The organism is Saccharopolyspora tripterygii, assembly GCF_054778355.1.
In genome coordinates, this window is sequence record NZ_BAAGZP010000007.1 from 25007 (window position 1) to 41090 (window position 16084).

Genomic DNA, 16084 nt, shown 5'->3' on the forward strand with positions numbered 1-16084 from the left:
CAAAAAGCGGCGCGAGCGGAGTGATCCGCTCGCGCCGCTTGTGCCCTACTTCTTCTTCTCGCTGGGGGTCTTGAGTCCTTCGGGGATCAGCCCCTGCCGCAGCAGCTCAGGACATCGTTCCTCGCGCCGCCGGTGGTCTTCGTCGGCGATGCGCGTGTGCTCCGGGCTGGTGATCTGGGCGATGTACTGCTGCTCCTCTTCCGGCGTCATCGCGCGGCTCCTTCACTCGGAATTGGCCGGGTGTGAAGGGCGAGTGGTCGGTCCCGCCTCCTCACACCGCTGTGGTGCGCCCCGCCGTGGCCGGTGGGGCGCACTCGCCAGGCCCCGGGAGCGGGTCGGGGTCCAGCCGCACGCTTTTCGCGGCTGGACGCCGGGCCGCTGCCGGGGCAGAGTGCGCACGCCCCACCGGGCGCGGGGGCGTGCCGCGCGTCCTCTACTTGCGGTGCGGTGCGTTGGCGGGTGCGATCAGCAGGTGGATGGCGTCCGCCGGTCACGCGCTCTACGCGACAGGCGGACTGCGGTAACGGGATCGAGCAGGAGGGTCTGCGGCGCGTTGGCGCAGGTCAGCCGCTCGCCGTGGTCGGCGGGAACGCGGTGTCCGTGGTGCGGGGCGGCTACCGCGGCGATCAGGAACCGATCGGTGGCCTCGCGTGGAAGGGGGCGACGAGCTGAAGCCCGGCTCCTGTTCGCAAGGCGGGCGCCTCGACCGAACACCAGTTGCCGGGGCCAGGCTGTGGGTGGGGTGCTCTATTCGGGTGGCGATGGAATCAAATGGGCACCCTCCGCGGCCCCAGTACGCCTGGTGCGCGGACAAGCCGATCACCACCGAGTCCGCCATCGAAGAAGGCGCTAAAGCCGCCGTGAAGGTATGGATGAGAATCCCGCCGTGGTCGGCTCCGCCATTGAGAAGGCGGTGTGCGGCTACCTCGACGACAACGGGATGCCGGAATCCGATCGGTGACGAGGGGGGCTCCGCCGCAGGCGGTATCGCCAGGTATCCCGTTGTAGGAATCGCCGGTGTAGACCCTGAGTGAGAACCCGGTCGCGATCACGATCTCCGCGGTCAGCGTGGCCGACAGGTGCCTGTGATCGGGAGGTACGTCCTCCAGCGGATGTGTGATGCGATCTCGGGACGAGTCGCGTCGAGCAAGTCGTGCAGCGTGTTCGCATTGACGGTCGGGTGCGGCTGGTAGGTGGTCCCCAGCACGTGTGCGGCTGCAGCAGCTTCCGCGTTGCGCGTGGTGTCGGTGTGTTCGGGAACCGCGATGGTCACGATGGCGCCTGCCTGAGTGAGATGAGCGAGCGTTCCGCCGGCCCACAGCTCGGCGTCGTCAGGGTGGGCCATGACCGTGAGCACCGTCGCCAGGCCTGGTTGTGGGGTTTGAGTCGCTCACCACAGCTCCAGCTTTTCGATCACTTCGGCTGGCTTGGCCAACTTAGCGCTGGCGTCACCGGTGGGTGCCAGCGGCAACGGCAGGTCGGTGCGCATGCGGATGAGGTCACGCCAGGCCAAGACCTGCTGCCACTGCTGCGACGAGCTTCCCCTTGGCGCCGGTGAGCCGACCGGAGGCCGGCAGGTAATCAAGGCTGAGCCCTCCGTCGAGAAGACGGGCAGCGGTGGCCGCGCCGATGCCGCGGACGCCGGGAATGTTGTCGGCGGGATCGCCTTTCAGCGCGCAGAAGGAGGGCCATTGCGCTGGACCTACGCCGTAGCGGGCGGCCACCTCGTCAGGGCGATGTGCCTCTTGCCGGGGTGCATCGCCGTGTTGAGCACTCGGACCTGCTCATCGAGCAGCTGGTAGTAGTCGCGATCGGTGGAAAAGATCCACGCGGGTCGGTCACGCGTGTGTCTGATGAGGGTGGCGATGACGTCGTCGGCTTCGGCGGTCTCGATCTCGATCCACGGGATGCCGTAGAGGTCGAGTCCACGCTGGACTACCGGGATCGCTTCCAGGGCCTTGCGCGCACCGTCGTCGAGCTCCCTGTTTGCCTTGTAGTCGGCATCGGAGTCCTGGCGTTCGACCGAGCCGTGCTCACCATCGAAGACCACCATCACCTCGGGGCCGCCGACAGCTCGTCACGGATCGCGACCCGTAGCAGGGCGAAGAAGCCGAAGGGGGCGGTGAGCTCACGGGTTTTGTCCCGCGAGCGGATCTCCGCGGGAAACCCGAAGGCTGCTCTCCAGAGCAGGTTGTGGCCGTCGACCAGCAACAATGGGACTTGAGCAGGCATCACCGCACCGCCTTTACAAACAACTCGGCGACTGTGGTGGGCTGGAAGTCCCTCGTCCGGTAGTACGCAGCCCTGGACAGGTGCCGGTAGCGTACCGGATCACCCAGCAGGTCCTCGGCAGCCTTCCACAGCGCGTGTTCACCACCTGCCCGCGGGACGACCAGGCCGCCCGCTTCGGGGCCTGTACCGACCAGGGAGGGCAGGTGGTCGATGTTGAAGCAGACCACGGGGGTGCCCACCGACATGGCCTCCAGTGCGACGAGCCCGAAGGACTCTCGCCGGGAGGGCACGATCACTACGGCCGCCTCGGCAAGCCAGGCGGGCACCTGCGCCCAGCTGATACCGCCTGATCGCAGGTATACCCAGGGGCTGTGCGCTGCGGCGTGCTTGCACCGGGACCACTCGTCGCCTTGGGCGCCGGGTGCGGTCTCGAATCCGGCATCGGCGACTACAACCTCGGCCGGACGTTCGAGCGACCGCGCCTCATTGACCAGAGCTGCGATGTTTTTCTCTGCCCCGAGACGGCCCAGTACTCGGATCGGGCCTCGCCTGCGCAGCGTCTCCCGAGCAGTCTCGTCCGGGCATGGATGCTCGTGCAGCAGGCCGTTGGGGATCACCCACCAGCCATCGGTGTCATAGCCCCGCTCGCGGGCTTGGTCGAGCACCGTGCTCGATGGGGCGATCACGTGCTCGACGCTGGCTAACGCGACGGCTAGGTCCTCGTCGTGCCCGATGACGTGTGTGGCGAGGACCGAGCGCGCTCGATGCTGGACAGCCACCCGTCCCAGGCCCCACAGGGCGTCCACGTACACCGCGATGTCGACGCCGTGCGCATCGAACGTGGCGGTGATCTCTCGGTGCAGCCGGTCGCCTGCCTCGTGAATGGCTCGGCGCAGCGTGTCGTCGTCGCAGGGGAACGAGGCCGCGAGGGCGTTGAGCTGGATGACGTCGGGGTCGAGTTCCGGCTGCTCGGCGGCGGTGAGGATGATCGCGCGGTGGCCGAGCTGCCGCAGACCCTGCGCCAAGGCCGCGGTGGCGCGTTCCATGCCTGCCGGTGCGTTGGGCGTGTAGGACGCGAGCAGGAACGCCACGGTCAACGGAGGTGGGTCGTGTGCCTCAGCCACGCGTGATCACCCGTTTCGGAAATGTGAGCGGCGTGGTCGAGTGACCTGCGGGAACGTCCTCCCACGGGAATACGACCCAGTCGGCGACGTCCCAGCAGTAGAGGTCGGGCGGAGTCGATGCGCCGCGGTTGCGGCACAGGGCACAGGTGAGGAACCGGGTGTTGGGCTCGGCCCAGGGCCGGAGGGCATCGAGGACGGCGGTGAAGGTGGCGCCGGTGCCGCAGATGTCGTCGACCACCAGCACGGTTCCTGTGAGCCGATCGAGCTGCCAGGAGTCGAGGTCACAGGTCACGGTTCCGGTTGCCGGGCTGTACGGCGCGTCGGTGGCGTTGTGGCTGGCGCGGACGATGTGCGTTTGCACGTCCAGGCGCGCGGCGATGCGGTGGGCAGGAATAGTCCCGCCGTGCGCAATACCGATCACCGCGCTGACCTTGTCCAAGCCGGCGCTGGTGGTGAACTGACCGGCGGCGGTGGCCAGCAGGTCGCACGCCTGCATCATCACGGAGTTGTGCAGCCGCCACAGGCGGTGGCGCTCGAAAATGCGATCTGGCGAGGTCGAGGTGGCCGTGCTCATGCCGAACCATCCCTCCCGGTCAGCGCCAAGTCGGAGGGGCTGGTCAAGGCGCGCAGGGTGGTGATGCGGTCGGCAGTCGGATCGTTGCGCCACACGCGCCCGTCGGCTCGGACGACGGTGAAGCCCCCTGCGTCGTCGCGGGTCCGCAGCCGGACAGTGACGGTGTCGGGGATGTCGAGGTCGGCGACGGTGACGGCGGCTTCCTCATCGGTGAGTTGTTCGGCTCCTGCCAGCGTGGTGCCCTCGCCGATCGGAAGCATCTGCAGGAAGGTCACCCCCTCGACCCCCAGGTTCGCAGCGAGGTCGACCATGCGTTGCGCACTGCCGCGAGTGGAGGCCATCAGGACCATTTGCAGCTGCGTGGGGATGCCGTAGGCGACAGCGGCTCGGACGCCGGCGACAGCACGGTGAAAACTGTCCGCTCCGCGCCAGCGGTCATGGGAATCTGCCTCGGAACCGTCCAGGCTGACCCGGACGGCGTCGACCTGCCCGGCAAGTGCTTCAGCACGCCGCTGCAGATGCCAGCCGTTGGTGGTCACGCTCACCACGCACCCGGCGCTGGTCAGCGTGGCCGCGAGGTCACCGAGGTCACGTAGCAGCAGCGGCTCGCCTCCGGAGAGGTCCACAGCCAAGACGCCAGACTCGCCGAGCACGGCTGCGATCCGCAGACGATCGGCTCGGGCGAGTTCGCGGACCGTCTTGTCGTCCAGGCAGTGGGGGCAGGCGAGGTTGCAGCGAACCAGCGGGGACCAGCACACGCTGACTGGAACATCACGGTCCAACTCGCCAGGGTGGATAGTGGGCAGGCTCGCCACCGAATCGCTGGGCAGGTGGGCTCGCCCGAGAGCGATCAAGTCCTCGGTGCGGTGTGTCAGCCCCGTCAACGGGTCATGGACATAGCGGGTGTGACCGCACGCATCGGTGGCGAAGACTCGATGCATCGTGAAGGTGGTCGTGGTGTGCTGAAGCGTTGTCATCGCAAAACCTCGCAGGAGTGCAACAGGGAGTTCATCGAGGCGGTGAACGCAGCGCTCTGGCCAGCGCGGGCTGGCTCCGCAAGCAGGGCGCGATAGCGGGCCAAGGTGGCGTGCCAGGTGCTGAGCTTGTGCTGCCATTGCTCGGCGGCGTCGGGTGGATCGAGATGGAATCCGACCGCTTGGCGCAGCGGAATCACCAGGAGCCCGGCGGCGATGAGGCTGGCCCCAAGATGAGTGTCCTCCATGCCCCAGCCGATGCGCCCGAACTCTGGGTCGAAGCCGCCGACGTCCAGGACTGCGGTGCGGGGCACGGCCAGCAGCGCAGTGACGACCATGCGGGGCAGGTCCCAGTCGTAATACGTCCGGCCGTGCCCCAGATCGCGAAAGTCGCGGGTGTGCTCTAGCGGCTGGCCGTCGATCGGTTCTCGCAGGGTGATGCCGCTGTAGAGCAAAGGGGTGTTCACTAGTGGTCGCCAGGTGACCCGGTGGTCCGCGGCAAGCTCGGGGCTGGCGTCCGGAGCAACGCCGTACCGCAGGTTGTGGCGGAACCCGGTGAGAACGGCGTGGTCGGTGGCCCGCGCCCCAAGGTCAGCCACGGTCCCGGCCGGCAGGAGCATGTCGGCATCGACGTAGACCACGGTTTCGCCTTGGGCAAGGTAGGTGCCCAGATTGCGGGCGGTAGCCGCACCGCAACGGGTGGGAAGCCGTAGCCCTGTGGTCACGGCCGGATGCGTGGCGATGACCTTCGCGGTTGTGTCGGTGGAGGCGTCGTCAACGACGATCACCTCGAAGCGCCGACCGTAGGTTTGCGTCTGCAGCGCGTCGAGGACCTTCGGCAGGCAGTAGTCAACGTTGCGTGCGGGAAGGACCACCGATAGGCGCCGACCGCCGACCCAATTGGCAGGAACGGGGCGATGCCATGCGACTCCTGTGGCGCGCTCGAACTCCCGGGTGTGACTCGTGTGGTCGTTTCCGCGGTGGAGCAAGGTGTTATTGAGCGAAGAGGTCATGTCCACCCCCAGGTGTCGAGGACAGCTGCGGCCCGATGCCAATCCCGTGGGGCAGCGATCCAGTACAGGCGGATGGCGTCGAGGCGGTGCACCACGGGCCCCAGGGCGAAGAGGTAAAGGGGTTCGACCAGTGCCAACACGTGGGTCACGGCAGCCAACTGATCATTGAGATGCGGAGCTACGTGCTGACGCAGGGCGTCAGCGTCGGCCAGGTTGGTCAGGCGGCGGTCGTAGTGGACGACGGGCGAGTCGGCGTGGAGCAAGCCGTAGAGCGCCGAGATGATCCGAATCCGCTGGCGAAATCGGGCGTCGTCTCCGAGGCGATCCCGGAGTCCGGGTATGCACCCGCCCTCGTAGAGATCCAAGGCGGGTATGGGTTTCTCTGTCGGCTTCTTTCGCCGTGAGCAGCCCGCGATGATCAAGCCGCGTTCGACGGGAACGGGTGGGGTCATGGTTCGCGGACCACCCTGAACCCGATGCCGGGCGAACGGAGTTCGGCCGGGGCGGAGTTGAGGAACGTGCACTGCGCGTACAGGGGCGGCGAGGCGTAGGAGCCACCGCGGATCACGAATCCGTCGCCCATGGTGGAGCTGGCGGTCCACTCCCAGACGTTGCCTGCCACGTCGAGCAGCCCGTCGGGTGTTGCCCCGTCGGGATGGGCGGTCACATCGGTTGTATCTCCATGTCCTGAGTCCTGGAGGTTGGCCATTTCGGGACCCCATCGGGCGTCACCCCATGGCCACACTCGTCGCTTGGCGCCGGAGGCCATCCACTCCCACTCCACCGATCGGGGTAGCCTTCCTCCGAGCTGGGACGCGATGTGAGCAGCCGTGGCCTGGTCGATATCGGTGACTGGGCGTTGCTGGTGCGGGTTGTCGCCCAGCTGTTCTTGGGTGATCGGCGTGCGTGTCCACAGCAGCGTGGGCACCGTGACGGGGCGTGCTTGGTCTCCGAACAAGCAGGTGCCGCCCGGGATTTCGATCCAATCGAGACTCATCGCGCTATCCATCGATCAAGAAGAGATCTTCGGCATTGGCCTCGCGCCGAATGCGGCTCTTGGCCGCGTTCGGTTCCAGACGCACTGCGGCCATGGCATCGCTGATGCACCAGGCTGTTTCCTCGGCGGCGGACACCGTTTCGGTGAATGCGCAGTAGTTGTCGGCGAATCGCACGACCCGAAGCCCCGTGAGTCGTCTATCTACTTGCGATAGACGGAGGTTGATCAGGAGTGGTGCCAGACCGGACCCTGGCACCACGGGACTAGGCAACCCGGCGAGCATGGTGCGGAGAAGACGGAGGAACGTGCCGTCGTAGACGTACTCGGCGAACCAATCCACCGCTTCATCGACAGCGACTCCCTCGGAGACCTTGGCGGTGTCGAGGTCGGCCACGCATCGGTGTCCGCAGGTGAGGAATTCCGCGGCTTGGCGCAGTGCTGTGTTGCGGTTCCGCCGTGGCCGGTAGCCGGAGACCCAGCCGGCGAATGCCCGGGTCTCCAGGATCGGCTCGACCGCGTTCCGCACCGCTCGGTGCACGAGTCCATCGACCACCGTGGGGATCACAGTCGGCATGAATTTCCCGGTATAGGTGGGAATCACCAGTTCGCGAAGCGGGCCGGGGCGCCATGTTCCTGCAGCGAGCTGCGCTGCGAGATCCGGAAGTGCTTCTCGTGCCTGCCTGCGAAGGTCAGCCCAGGTCATCCCGTCGGCCCCGGCGCTGGACGACCGCCGCCCGCACTGGCGTAGTGCCTGGCGAAGATGCTTCTCGCTCAACAGCGGCATCAACGAGTGCGATTGGGGAGTCGCAGGATCAGTCGCTGGTGTTGCGATCTCCGAATGCGCTAGAGTCGGCTTCGCCTGAGTGGCGGGCACGATCCCACCATCCCCTGAGGCGAACGCGCATCCCAGCACACGCGTGTCGGGACGGGAACGACGGCCCCACTCAGGTCCTTCCGCAGGGCTTGGCTGAGCGTCGATCGTCATCATGCGCACCCCACGGCGTAGGTCGTCGGATCGGTCACGTCTGCGTCGTGGAACGCTTCTCGTCGCTCCGTGCAGGTTCCGCACGTGCCGCACTGTTGGGCGCCGCCGCGGTAGCACGACCACGTCTGCTCGAAGGGAACGCCGAGGGTGGCGCCGAGTCGCACGATGTCGGTCTTGGTACTGGCCAGAAACGGGGCGACCACCTGGAAGTCACTGGGGAGATGACCTTCGTTCGCGATGCTCGCCGTTTGGGCGAAGCTCGTGGCAAAGGGCTCCCGGCAGTCTGGGTAGATCGGGTGATCGCCGGCGTGAGCGCCGAAGGCGACCGCATCGGCCTGCGTGACGACCGCCAGAGCCACCGCGATGTCGAGCATGATGGCGTTGCGGTTGGGAACTACGGTGGCCCGCATCGACGCGTCGGTGTAGTGGCCGTCCGGAACCTCTACGCCTGAGTCGGTCAACGCCGATCCGTGGAGCACGCGACCCAGCGCGGAGAGGTCGACCACCTCGTGAGGCGTAGCCAGGGCCGACGCAGTTGCCGCCGCGTAGCGCAGTTCGACTCGATGACGCTGGCCGTAGTCGAAGGACACGAGGCTCAGCTCGGTTCCGCGGGCATGGAGCCAATAGGCCAGCACTGTCGAATCGAGCCCGCCCGAGGCGATCACGACCGCATGGCGAGGATGGCGGTCAATGCCGGGCTTTCCCGGAGCTGCAAACGTGTCGATCTGGTGTGACTGCGAGGAAGCAGTGTTGATGCTGGCGCTCATACTCTGGATTCCTTGATCGGTGGTGCGCGGTGGAGGTGAAGGTCGGGGCGCGCTTCACCTCCACCGCGGCCTGCGCGCTGCGGCTGCGAAGCCGGCGGCGGTACGGAAGCTCGGGAAGACCTATGCGCTAAAGCGGCCTCGCGGAGCACTCATGGCTGTTCACGCGACGTGGCGGCCGACCGCAGTGCCCGACGCAAACGCCCAACGTCGAGGGGTTGCACGACGACGCGACCGTGCGCTGGAAACTCGACCCGTACATCGCCGCATGGCAGCTCATGGACGGTGATGTGTGCGCGTCGTCCACGCCCATCCCGGCAGGGGATTCGTTCGTGCACATGCGCCTTGTCGCTACGAACGAGCCAGCGACGGCGGGTCGTCAGCAGTCGTCTCATCAGCACCGGTTCCTCCAGATCGCTCGATACCCGGAGGGCGGCACGCTCGCTCTAGTCGGGCGATGCGGGATGGCACGCGGTGCGAGCCGACGGTCTACGCAACGGGATCGTGGCGCGCATTCGCCCACGAATCGCTGGGGGAGCGTCACAATGTCTCCTCGTAAGCAGCGAGCCCCTTATTCAGGTCCGAGCACCGCTCTTGGCCGAACGGTCGGTGTCCGCCTCGGTGGGTGCTCAGCTGGTAGTCAACCGGTGGGATGCACGATGAACCAGAGCAAAATCGCTGCACAGATGCTGCACGGTTGCTGCGCGAAGACCTGTGACCTGCGCATATGCTGGCGAGATTAAATGGATGCAGTCGATGGCGAGGGGTGGTCACGTGCCAGGTAAACGAGACCGGCTCGCGCGTCAGCGCCACGCAGTGGGGATGACCCAGGAACAACTCGCCGCCGCGCTCGGTGTTGAGCGCTCGACGATCTATCGGTGGGAGTCCGGGAAGGTGGCACCGCGGCCCGACGTGCAGCCCAAGCTGGCACGCGCGCTGAGCGTGAGCCCTGATGAGCTAGCGAACCTTCTCATGATCGAGGCTGGCCTCAGTTTGGCGCCAGCGACGACGGGACCACGCGACGCCTCTCGACCTCCGCAGACGTTGACCGAGTTCAGGATTTCCAGGCGTGCCCACGACTACTCGGGCGGTATCGACCTCGGTGGAAGCCCACTCGACTTCCTGGCCGGCACCGTCGTCGAAACCCCGCTACCTACACGGCTCGGCTGGACGGAGGTTGAGCATGTCCGGGCGACCACGCGTGCGGTAGCGATGTCGGAGAACTTGTTCGGCGGCGGACTCTCGTGCGAGGCGGCAGCAGCGCAACTGCGCTGGGCCGGACAACTGCTGGAGGTTCAGGCTCCCAGGGACGTTCACCGCTGCGTCACTGAAGCAGTCGGCAACCTCGCCAGCGTCGTTGCATTCTCCGCGTTCGACATCGCCAACTACTCCGCCGCCAATCGGTGCTTCGAGTTCGCGCTCTGGTGTGCCAACGAGTCGGGTTCCTGGGCGCTGCGGGCGAACACGCTGGCGGAGATGACGCGCAAGGCCGCGTATCTGGGCAACCTCGACGACGCCCTGGAACTGATCGAGTTCGCCCAGGTACGTTCCGATCGGCTCACCGCCACGGCTCGGGCGATGCTGACCACGATCCGAGCCCGGCTGTTGGCGCTAACCGGACGGTATGCCGAAGCCCAAGCGGATGTCGATCGCGCGGACGCTCACTTTGCCGACCACGATCCCGACGCCGACCCGCCCTGGCTGTGCTACTACGACGCCGCCGAACACCAGGGCAGCACCGGTAAGGCGTTGATCCCCATCGCGCAAGCATGCGGGAACCCGGAGCTGGCTGCCGGTCGGCTCACCGCTGCGGTCGAGTTACAGGCCGCTGACTACCCGCGTTCGCGGACGTTCTCCCGAGTTCGGCTGGCCTCCTTGATGATGGCCACCGGGTATCCACGGGAAGCTGTGCCGATCGGCCGTCAGGCCGTGATCGACACGGCCGCACTACGGTCGAAACGGCTCACGACCGAACTCCGCGGCCTTGCTCGGAGTGCTGCTCCTCACGTGCAGCTGAGCGGTGTCGCCGAGCTGAGGCACGACATTGCCACGTTGGGGCGGCCGTCGACCTGACACCATCAGCAGGGTGATGGCACCTCGCGAGACAGCAGACGACGTACTCGCCACCGCGGCGCAACGGGCTGGCCTCGATGCCACGAACGCGGTCTTGATCCGCGATGGCTCCAACGTGATGTACCAGCTGCCCGGTCGTGTCGTTGCACGGATCGGGCCGGAGCACACCGGCGACAACGCTGCACGACAGGTCGAGATCGCTCGATGGCTCACGGACTCCGACCTTGCGGTGGTCAGCGCGCTCGACGGCGTTCCGCAGCCGACCCTGGTGGGCAGTCGACCCGTGACCTGGTGGGAACAGCTACCAGAGCACCGCCCGGCCACGACGGCAGAGCTCGGCGCCGTCTTGCGATCGTTGCACGCGCTCAGCCTGCCTAAGCAGCTGAAGCTACCTCGCTTCGATCCCTTCGCTGGAGTTGATGAGCGCGTCGCCGCAGCCCAGCACCTGCCCGGGGAAGACCGAGAGTGGTTGGTCCGGCGTCTCCAGGAACTGCGCCAACAACTGGGCAGGGTGGAGCTCGACCAGGCCGACCGTGTCGTACACGGAGACGCCTGGCAAGGCAACGTCGCCGTCCCTGAGAACGGCACACCGGTTCTGCTCGACCTCGAACACGTCTCTTGCGGTCGTCCCGAATGGGATCTGATCCCCATCGCGGTCGACCATGTCGACTTCGCCCGGTTGAGCAGCACCGACTACCGCGATTTCGTCGCGGCCTACGGCGGGCATGATGTCACGACCAGCTCAGCATTCCGCGTCTTTGCCGATATCCAAGAGCTGCGCTGGGTGGTGTTCGTCCTCGGCAAAGCCGCCGACAGCGCCCAGGCCGCACGCGAAGCACAGCACCGCATCGCGTGCCTACGGGGCGAGATTTCGCGGCCGTGGACCTGGACCGCTTTCTAAACCTTGGACAGTCGAACCGCCTGAATGTCCTTGACCTGCGAAAATTCGACGAGGATCATGGAGTTGCACAGGTCGATCGGGGGTTGCATGTCCGGCAAACGGCTGCGTCTTGCGCGGCAGCGCCGCGCGATGGGAATGACCCAAGAGGAGCTTGCCGCTGCCGTTGGCTTGGGAACCGATCGGTCGACGATCTATCGGTGGGAGTCTGGAGAGATCACCCCGCCCGCGCGCAAGCAACCGCGGCTCGCCCGCGCGCTCGGCGTTTCGCCCACCGAGCTGATCGACCTCCTCACGCCAGAGTCGAACCGAATTTGCCTTCCAGCAGGGGGCGGGTTGGGCGTGCGCTCCGCTTCCCGAGCAGAACTGACCCGGTCACCGTGGAGAGCTTGCGGAGCGGGCCACCTCGCGGGCAAGCGCGCTCTGGCGGTCGGCGGCGACTCCAGGAAGTCCGTGGCCTGGACGAGCAGTATGACCGGATACCCTCGACCTCCCTGTTGGCTGATACCGGCCAGGCCCTCGGCCAAAATTGGCTTTCTTGCCCGCAACGGTGGAGACGGCGCCTTGCAGCGCGACCTCTTCGCGGCCGAGGCCACGGCTGCAACGTTGATGGGCCAGCTGGTGTGGGATGCCTCCCAGCGTCGGGATCACCGGACCGCTCGGCAGTACTTCGAGCAAGCGACTGCTGCGGCCCGCGAGATCGATAGCCCGACTGCCGAAGGGCATGCGCTGCTGCGCACAAGCTATCTCGCGCTCTACGGGGAGCGCGATCCCATCGAAGGGCTACGGCTGACCGAACAGTCCGCCGAGGTCGCGCGCTCGGCCAACCTCCGGTATGGATCCGAACAACGCAGCAACACCGCACGCGGGCCGGTCACCCGCTGCGAGGGCCGACCACTGATGGACGGGGCAGTGGCCGACAACACAGGACGTTAGACACGTGCCAAACATGTGTCAATGGAATTGACTTACCGGAGAGATGTGCCCAGTATGGCGAGCGTGGCTGGCCAGTTCCGTGCACGCGCCCGTAACCAACTCCGCGACGAGGCCCTCGACGCGGCCTCACGACTCGTGGTCGCCCGCGGCTGGCAGGGCCTGCAGATGCGGGAAGTCGCCCGTCAGGTCGGAGTGAGCCGCCAGACGCTGTACAACGAATTCACCCACAAACACGGGCTGGCCCAAGCGCTTCTGATGCGGCTGACCGAGCGGTTCCTCGACGGCATCGAACACGCCCTGGACAGCGCCGACGAACCCCATCACGCCTGGACCGCGGCCGTGCGCTACACCCTGGAGACCGCCGCCGACGAGCCATTGCTCAAGGTGGTACTCACCACCGACGGCAGCGACGATTTCCTGCCGTTGCTGACCACCGAAGGCGCCCCCATCGTGCAAGCCGCCCGCGACCGCATCGTGGCGGTGCTGCACCGCCGGTGGCCGGGCCTGAACCAGGCCGATGTGACGGTCGCCGCCGAATCCGCCGCCCGACTGACGCTGAGCCACGTGATGCTGCCGCTGCACCCCGCCGACCAGGTCGCCGACGACGTCTCCCGAGTGCTCATCGGCTTTCTCGGAGACCCCCACCACACGCATTAAGCGTCCGGTGCGGTCCCTGGATATAACCCCTGTGGATGGAATCCGAGAGGAGAACCGGTGCGCCCCTTCGAGTCGACACCACACGGCTGGCCCCGCACCCCGCCCACTGCGGCGATTCACCATGCGGCCGCCGACGGCGTGCTGCCGGCCCACAGCGCCGACTGCCTCGGCTGCGGGCCGGACAACGCCCACGGTCACCAGCTTCAGGTGCACCGCGACGGTGCCCGCGTCCACAGCCGACACGTCTTCGACCAGCGGCACGTCGGCGCCCCCGGACTTGTCCACGGCGGAGCGGTGGCCACCGTCCTCGACGATCTCTGCGGCCATGTCCTCACCCTCATCGGCGTCCTCGCCGTCACCCGCCACCTCGCCGTGAACTACCATGCACCCACCAGGCTCAACGCGCCTTATGAGCTGTCCGCATGGCTGGTGCGCCGAGACGGACGCAAACTCTTCCTTCGCGCCGAAGGTCACGCCCCCCACGGCCAGTTGACCTTCGCCGGCGACGGCGTCTTTCTCCACGTCGACCCCGAACACTTCGCCCGCGCCACCAGCGCAGACCAACCACCGCAATAGCCCGCCCGCGATGGGACGTCGTGACCAAGGTCCTACGTGTCAGCGACGTGCTCGTGGCCACCCGCCGGGTCGGCAGCTTCACCGCCCACCTCGTGTCCCTCTGGACGACTTCCGCCAGCGCGGGATCGAGTTCCGGTTCCTGGAGCACCGCATCGCCACCACCACTCCTGAGGGCCGCATGGTCTACCGGATGCTGGCCGCCGTCGTCGAATTCCAACGCGACCTCATCATCGCCAACATCCACGAATGCCTGGCCGCGCCCGCGTCCGCGGCCGACACGGCGGCCGTAGCGACCTGAGAACTGCCTACCCGGCTACTCGACCGACTTCGCCCAGGCCGACGACACGGGGAGAGAGCGGGCCAGCGACGTCGCCGACCCTGTGCCTGAGCAAGCCAACACGACGGCGGTGTCTGCGTCTTCGGGGGCCTGAGTAGTCGGCGCCGCCGAAACTGATGCAACGTCCACGGTCCACTGGCAAGGACGGCCTGAGTACGCCGGGTTCGCAGCGCACGCTGTTGTCGATGCTGGTCAAGAAGTGGAAGTTAGACCCTCTGACCAGTAGGAAACCGCCACGCTGTTGGCGCCTTCATGCTCGTCGCACGTTCGCGCACGCTGTGTTTTACAAAATCTCGCTATTGTCAAATTCGGTTTACAGATCTACGGTTCTGTCAACCGATCTCGAGGTGAGGAGGCCTGCAGTGGCTACCGTGGCAGCGAACGTCAGCGGGACGGTCCCGGCGGGATCGACCCAGCGGTGGAAGGACAAGAAGCGCTACCTGTGGCTGATGGGGCTGGTGATGCCGTCCCTGGCTTTCGTAGCGATGGGGGCGTATGCGGCCACTGGGCAGGGAGTGTGGTTCTGGATTGGCCCCGTGGTGATCTTGGTGCTGGTTCCCGCGGTGGACCTGTTGGCTGGGCTCGACCGTTCGAACCCGCCGGATGATGTGATCGAGGCGCTAGAGAACGACAAGTACTACCGGTGGATCACCTTCCTGTACTTGCCGATTCAGTACGCCGGGTTCGTCGCCGCGATGTGGCTGATCACCCGGGGCGATCTGTCGGTGGTGGACAAGGTCGGTTTGGCGATCACGGTGGGCACCATCGGCGGCATCGGCATCAACACAGCCCACGAGCTCGGGCATAAGAAGGAGAGCCACGAGCGGTGGTTGTCCAAGATCGCCCTCGCGCAGAGCTTCTACGGGCATTTCTACATCGAGCACAACCGCGGCCACCACGTGCGCGTGGCGACGCCGGAAGATCCCGCCAGCGCCCGAGTGGGCGAGAACTTCTACCAGTTCTGGCCGCGCACCGTGTGGGGCTCGCTGACCAGCGCCTGGAACCTGGAGAAGAGGCGCTACGCGCGGCGTGGCCAGCACCCGTTCCGCCTCGGCAACGATGTGCTCAACGCTTGGCTGATGTCGGCGGTGCTGTGGGCCGGCATGGTGGCCTGGCTGGGCATCGGGATCCTGCCTTATCTGCTGATCCAAGCCGTGGTCGGTTTTTCGTTGCTCGAGGTCGTCAACTACATGGAGCACTACGGAATGCTGCGCCAGCGGACCGGACCTGATGGCACCGGCCGCTACGAGCGGGTCATGCCCAGCCACAGCTGGAACTCCAACAACATCGCCACCAACGTGCTGCTGTACCACCTGCAGCGGCACAGCGACCACCACGCCAACCCCACCCGCCGGTACCAAACCCTGCGCGACTACGAGGAATCCCCCGTCCTGCCGACCGGGTACGCCGGGATGATCCTGCTGGCCATCGTACCTGCGATCTGGCGGCGGATCATGGACCCGCGGGTGCTCGCACACTTCGGTGGCGACATGAGCCAGGCGAACATTTCCCCACGGAAACGGGCAAAGGTCTTGGCGCAGTACCCGGTGCCCGCGGCGTCCGAGGAGGCCGCATGAGCCAGTACCGCTGCCCCGGCTGCTACTACACCTACGACGAAGCAGCCGGCGACCCCCGCGAGGGATTTCCCGCCGGGACCGCCTGGGCGGACGTGCCCGACGACTGGTGCTGTCCCGATTGCGGCGTGCGCGAGAAGGTCGATTTCGAGCCCGGAGAAGGAAAGTGAGCCACGTGGAGATCACCGTCGATCGAGCCAAGTGCGAGGGCCTGGGCATGTGCGAGGCCATGGCGCACGAGTTCTTCGAGGTCCAAGACGACGGCACCATGGTCGTCTTGGACGAGCACCCGGCCGATGAACACCGCCAGACAGTCGCCGCCGCCGTAGACGCCTGCCCCGTGCTGGCACTCACCCTGAAGGGCTGAGGC

The 16084-nt window shown here is 66.7% G+C and carries 20 protein-coding genes and 1 pseudogene; 8 read left to right on the forward strand and 13 right to left on the reverse strand.

Annotated features, from left to right (window positions below; genetic code table 11):
- Positions 1-45: 45 nt before the first annotated feature.
- The 13 genes from ACYVF3_RS04820 to queC all read right to left on the reverse strand — a co-directional run bounded on the left by ACYVF3_RS04820 (position 46) and on the right by queC (position 8666).
- The gene (locus tag ACYVF3_RS04820; protein ID WP_363794732.1) at positions 46-210 is read right to left on the reverse strand and encodes a hypothetical protein; all 165 of its coding nucleotides are present in this window, start codon (positions 208-210) and stop codon (positions 46-48) included.
- An 853-nt stretch (positions 211-1063) separates the two neighbouring features.
- Positions 1064-1345, reverse strand: a complete 282-nt coding sequence (locus tag ACYVF3_RS04825; protein WP_363794734.1) for a PIG-L family deacetylase — start codon at positions 1343-1345, stop codon at positions 1064-1066.
- 154 nt (positions 1346-1499) lie between these two features.
- The gene (locus ACYVF3_RS04830) at positions 1500-1724 is read right to left on the reverse strand and encodes a 5'-3' exonuclease H3TH domain-containing protein (protein WP_363794736.1); all 225 of its coding nucleotides are present in this window, start codon (positions 1722-1724) and stop codon (positions 1500-1502) included.
- Positions 1703-2053 (reverse strand): hypothetical protein, encoded by a 351-nt coding sequence (locus tag ACYVF3_RS04835; protein ID WP_363794737.1) that lies wholly within the window; start codon positions 2051-2053, stop codon positions 1703-1705. Before ACYVF3_RS04835 ends, ACYVF3_RS04830 begins: the two co-directional genes overlap by 22 nt.
- On the reverse strand, positions 2053-2232 hold the full coding sequence (locus ACYVF3_RS04840; RefSeq protein ID WP_363794739.1) for a hypothetical protein: 180 nt from the start codon (positions 2230-2232) through the stop codon (positions 2053-2055). The genes ACYVF3_RS04835 and ACYVF3_RS04840 overlap by 1 nt, the downstream gene beginning before the upstream one ends.
- On the reverse strand, positions 2232-3356 hold the full coding sequence (locus ACYVF3_RS04845; RefSeq protein WP_461153018.1) for a glycosyltransferase family 4 protein: 1125 nt from the start codon (positions 3354-3356) through the stop codon (positions 2232-2234). The genes ACYVF3_RS04840 and ACYVF3_RS04845 overlap by 1 nt, the downstream gene beginning before the upstream one ends.
- A complete protein-coding gene (locus ACYVF3_RS04850; RefSeq protein ID WP_363794743.1) occupies positions 3349-3930 on the reverse strand; it encodes a phosphoribosyltransferase in 582 nt (193 codons plus the stop codon). The genes ACYVF3_RS04845 and ACYVF3_RS04850 overlap by 8 nt, the downstream gene beginning before the upstream one ends.
- Positions 3927-4712, reverse strand: coding sequence for a radical SAM protein (locus tag ACYVF3_RS04855; RefSeq protein WP_363794745.1), 786 nt, complete (start codon positions 4710-4712; stop codon positions 3927-3929). The genes ACYVF3_RS04850 and ACYVF3_RS04855 overlap by 4 nt, the downstream gene beginning before the upstream one ends.
- A 191-nt stretch (positions 4713-4903) precedes the next feature.
- The gene (locus ACYVF3_RS04860; protein ID WP_363794747.1) at positions 4904-5917 is read right to left on the reverse strand and encodes a glycosyltransferase family 2 protein; all 1014 of its coding nucleotides are present in this window, start codon (positions 5915-5917) and stop codon (positions 4904-4906) included.
- On the reverse strand, positions 5914-6282 hold the full coding sequence (locus ACYVF3_RS04865; protein ID WP_363794749.1) for a YaaA family protein: 369 nt from the start codon (positions 6280-6282) through the stop codon (positions 5914-5916). The genes ACYVF3_RS04860 and ACYVF3_RS04865 overlap by 4 nt, the downstream gene beginning before the upstream one ends.
- Before the next feature lie 83 nt (positions 6283-6365).
- Positions 6366-6914, reverse strand: coding sequence for a formylglycine-generating enzyme family protein (locus ACYVF3_RS04870; protein WP_363794751.1), 549 nt, complete (start codon positions 6912-6914; stop codon positions 6366-6368).
- A gap of 4 nt (positions 6915-6918) precedes the next feature.
- Complete coding sequence (locus ACYVF3_RS04875; RefSeq protein ID WP_363794753.1) at positions 6919-7698, reverse strand: reverse transcriptase domain-containing protein; 780 nt, start codon at positions 7696-7698, stop codon at positions 6919-6921.
- Positions 7699-7898: 200 nt separating this feature from the next.
- Entirely contained in the window at positions 7899-8666 is a 768-nt protein-coding gene (queC, locus tag ACYVF3_RS04880) for a 7-cyano-7-deazaguanine synthase QueC (RefSeq protein WP_363794755.1), read from the reverse strand.
- A 753-nt stretch (positions 8667-9419) separates the two neighbouring features.
- Between queC and ACYVF3_RS04885 the strand changes: the two genes are divergently transcribed.
- The 8 genes and pseudogenes from ACYVF3_RS04885 (at position 9420) to ACYVF3_RS04920 (ending at position 16081) form a co-directional block, all read left to right on the forward strand.
- Positions 9420-10736 (forward strand): helix-turn-helix domain-containing protein, encoded by a 1317-nt coding sequence (locus tag ACYVF3_RS04885; protein WP_363794884.1) that lies wholly within the window; start codon positions 9420-9422, stop codon positions 10734-10736.
- 16 nt (positions 10737-10752) lie between these two features.
- Positions 10753-11637 (forward strand): phosphotransferase family protein, encoded by an 885-nt coding sequence (locus ACYVF3_RS04890; RefSeq protein WP_363794886.1) that lies wholly within the window; start codon positions 10753-10755, stop codon positions 11635-11637.
- A gap of 87 nt (positions 11638-11724) precedes the next feature.
- A complete protein-coding gene (locus ACYVF3_RS04895; RefSeq protein ID WP_363794757.1) occupies positions 11725-12570 on the forward strand; it encodes a helix-turn-helix transcriptional regulator in 846 nt (281 codons plus the stop codon).
- A gap of 21 nt (positions 12571-12591) precedes the next feature.
- Entirely contained in the window at positions 12592-13227 is a 636-nt protein-coding gene (locus tag ACYVF3_RS04900; RefSeq protein WP_461153019.1) for a TetR family transcriptional regulator, read from the forward strand.
- A 57-nt stretch (positions 13228-13284) separates the two neighbouring features.
- Complete coding sequence (locus ACYVF3_RS04905; protein WP_363794761.1) at positions 13285-13803, forward strand: PaaI family thioesterase; 519 nt, start codon at positions 13285-13287, stop codon at positions 13801-13803.
- Positions 13804-13813: 10 nt separating this feature from the next.
- Entirely contained in the window at positions 13814-14101 is a 288-nt protein-coding gene (locus ACYVF3_RS04910) for a recombinase family protein (RefSeq protein ID WP_363794763.1), read from the forward strand.
- A 410-nt stretch (positions 14102-14511) separates the two neighbouring features.
- A pseudogene (locus ACYVF3_RS04915) lies at positions 14512-15884 on the forward strand (fatty acid desaturase).
- 5 nt (positions 15885-15889) lie between these two features.
- Entirely contained in the window at positions 15890-16081 is a 192-nt protein-coding gene (locus ACYVF3_RS04920) for a ferredoxin (protein ID WP_075850121.1), read from the forward strand.
- Positions 16082-16084: the final 3 nt, after the last annotated feature.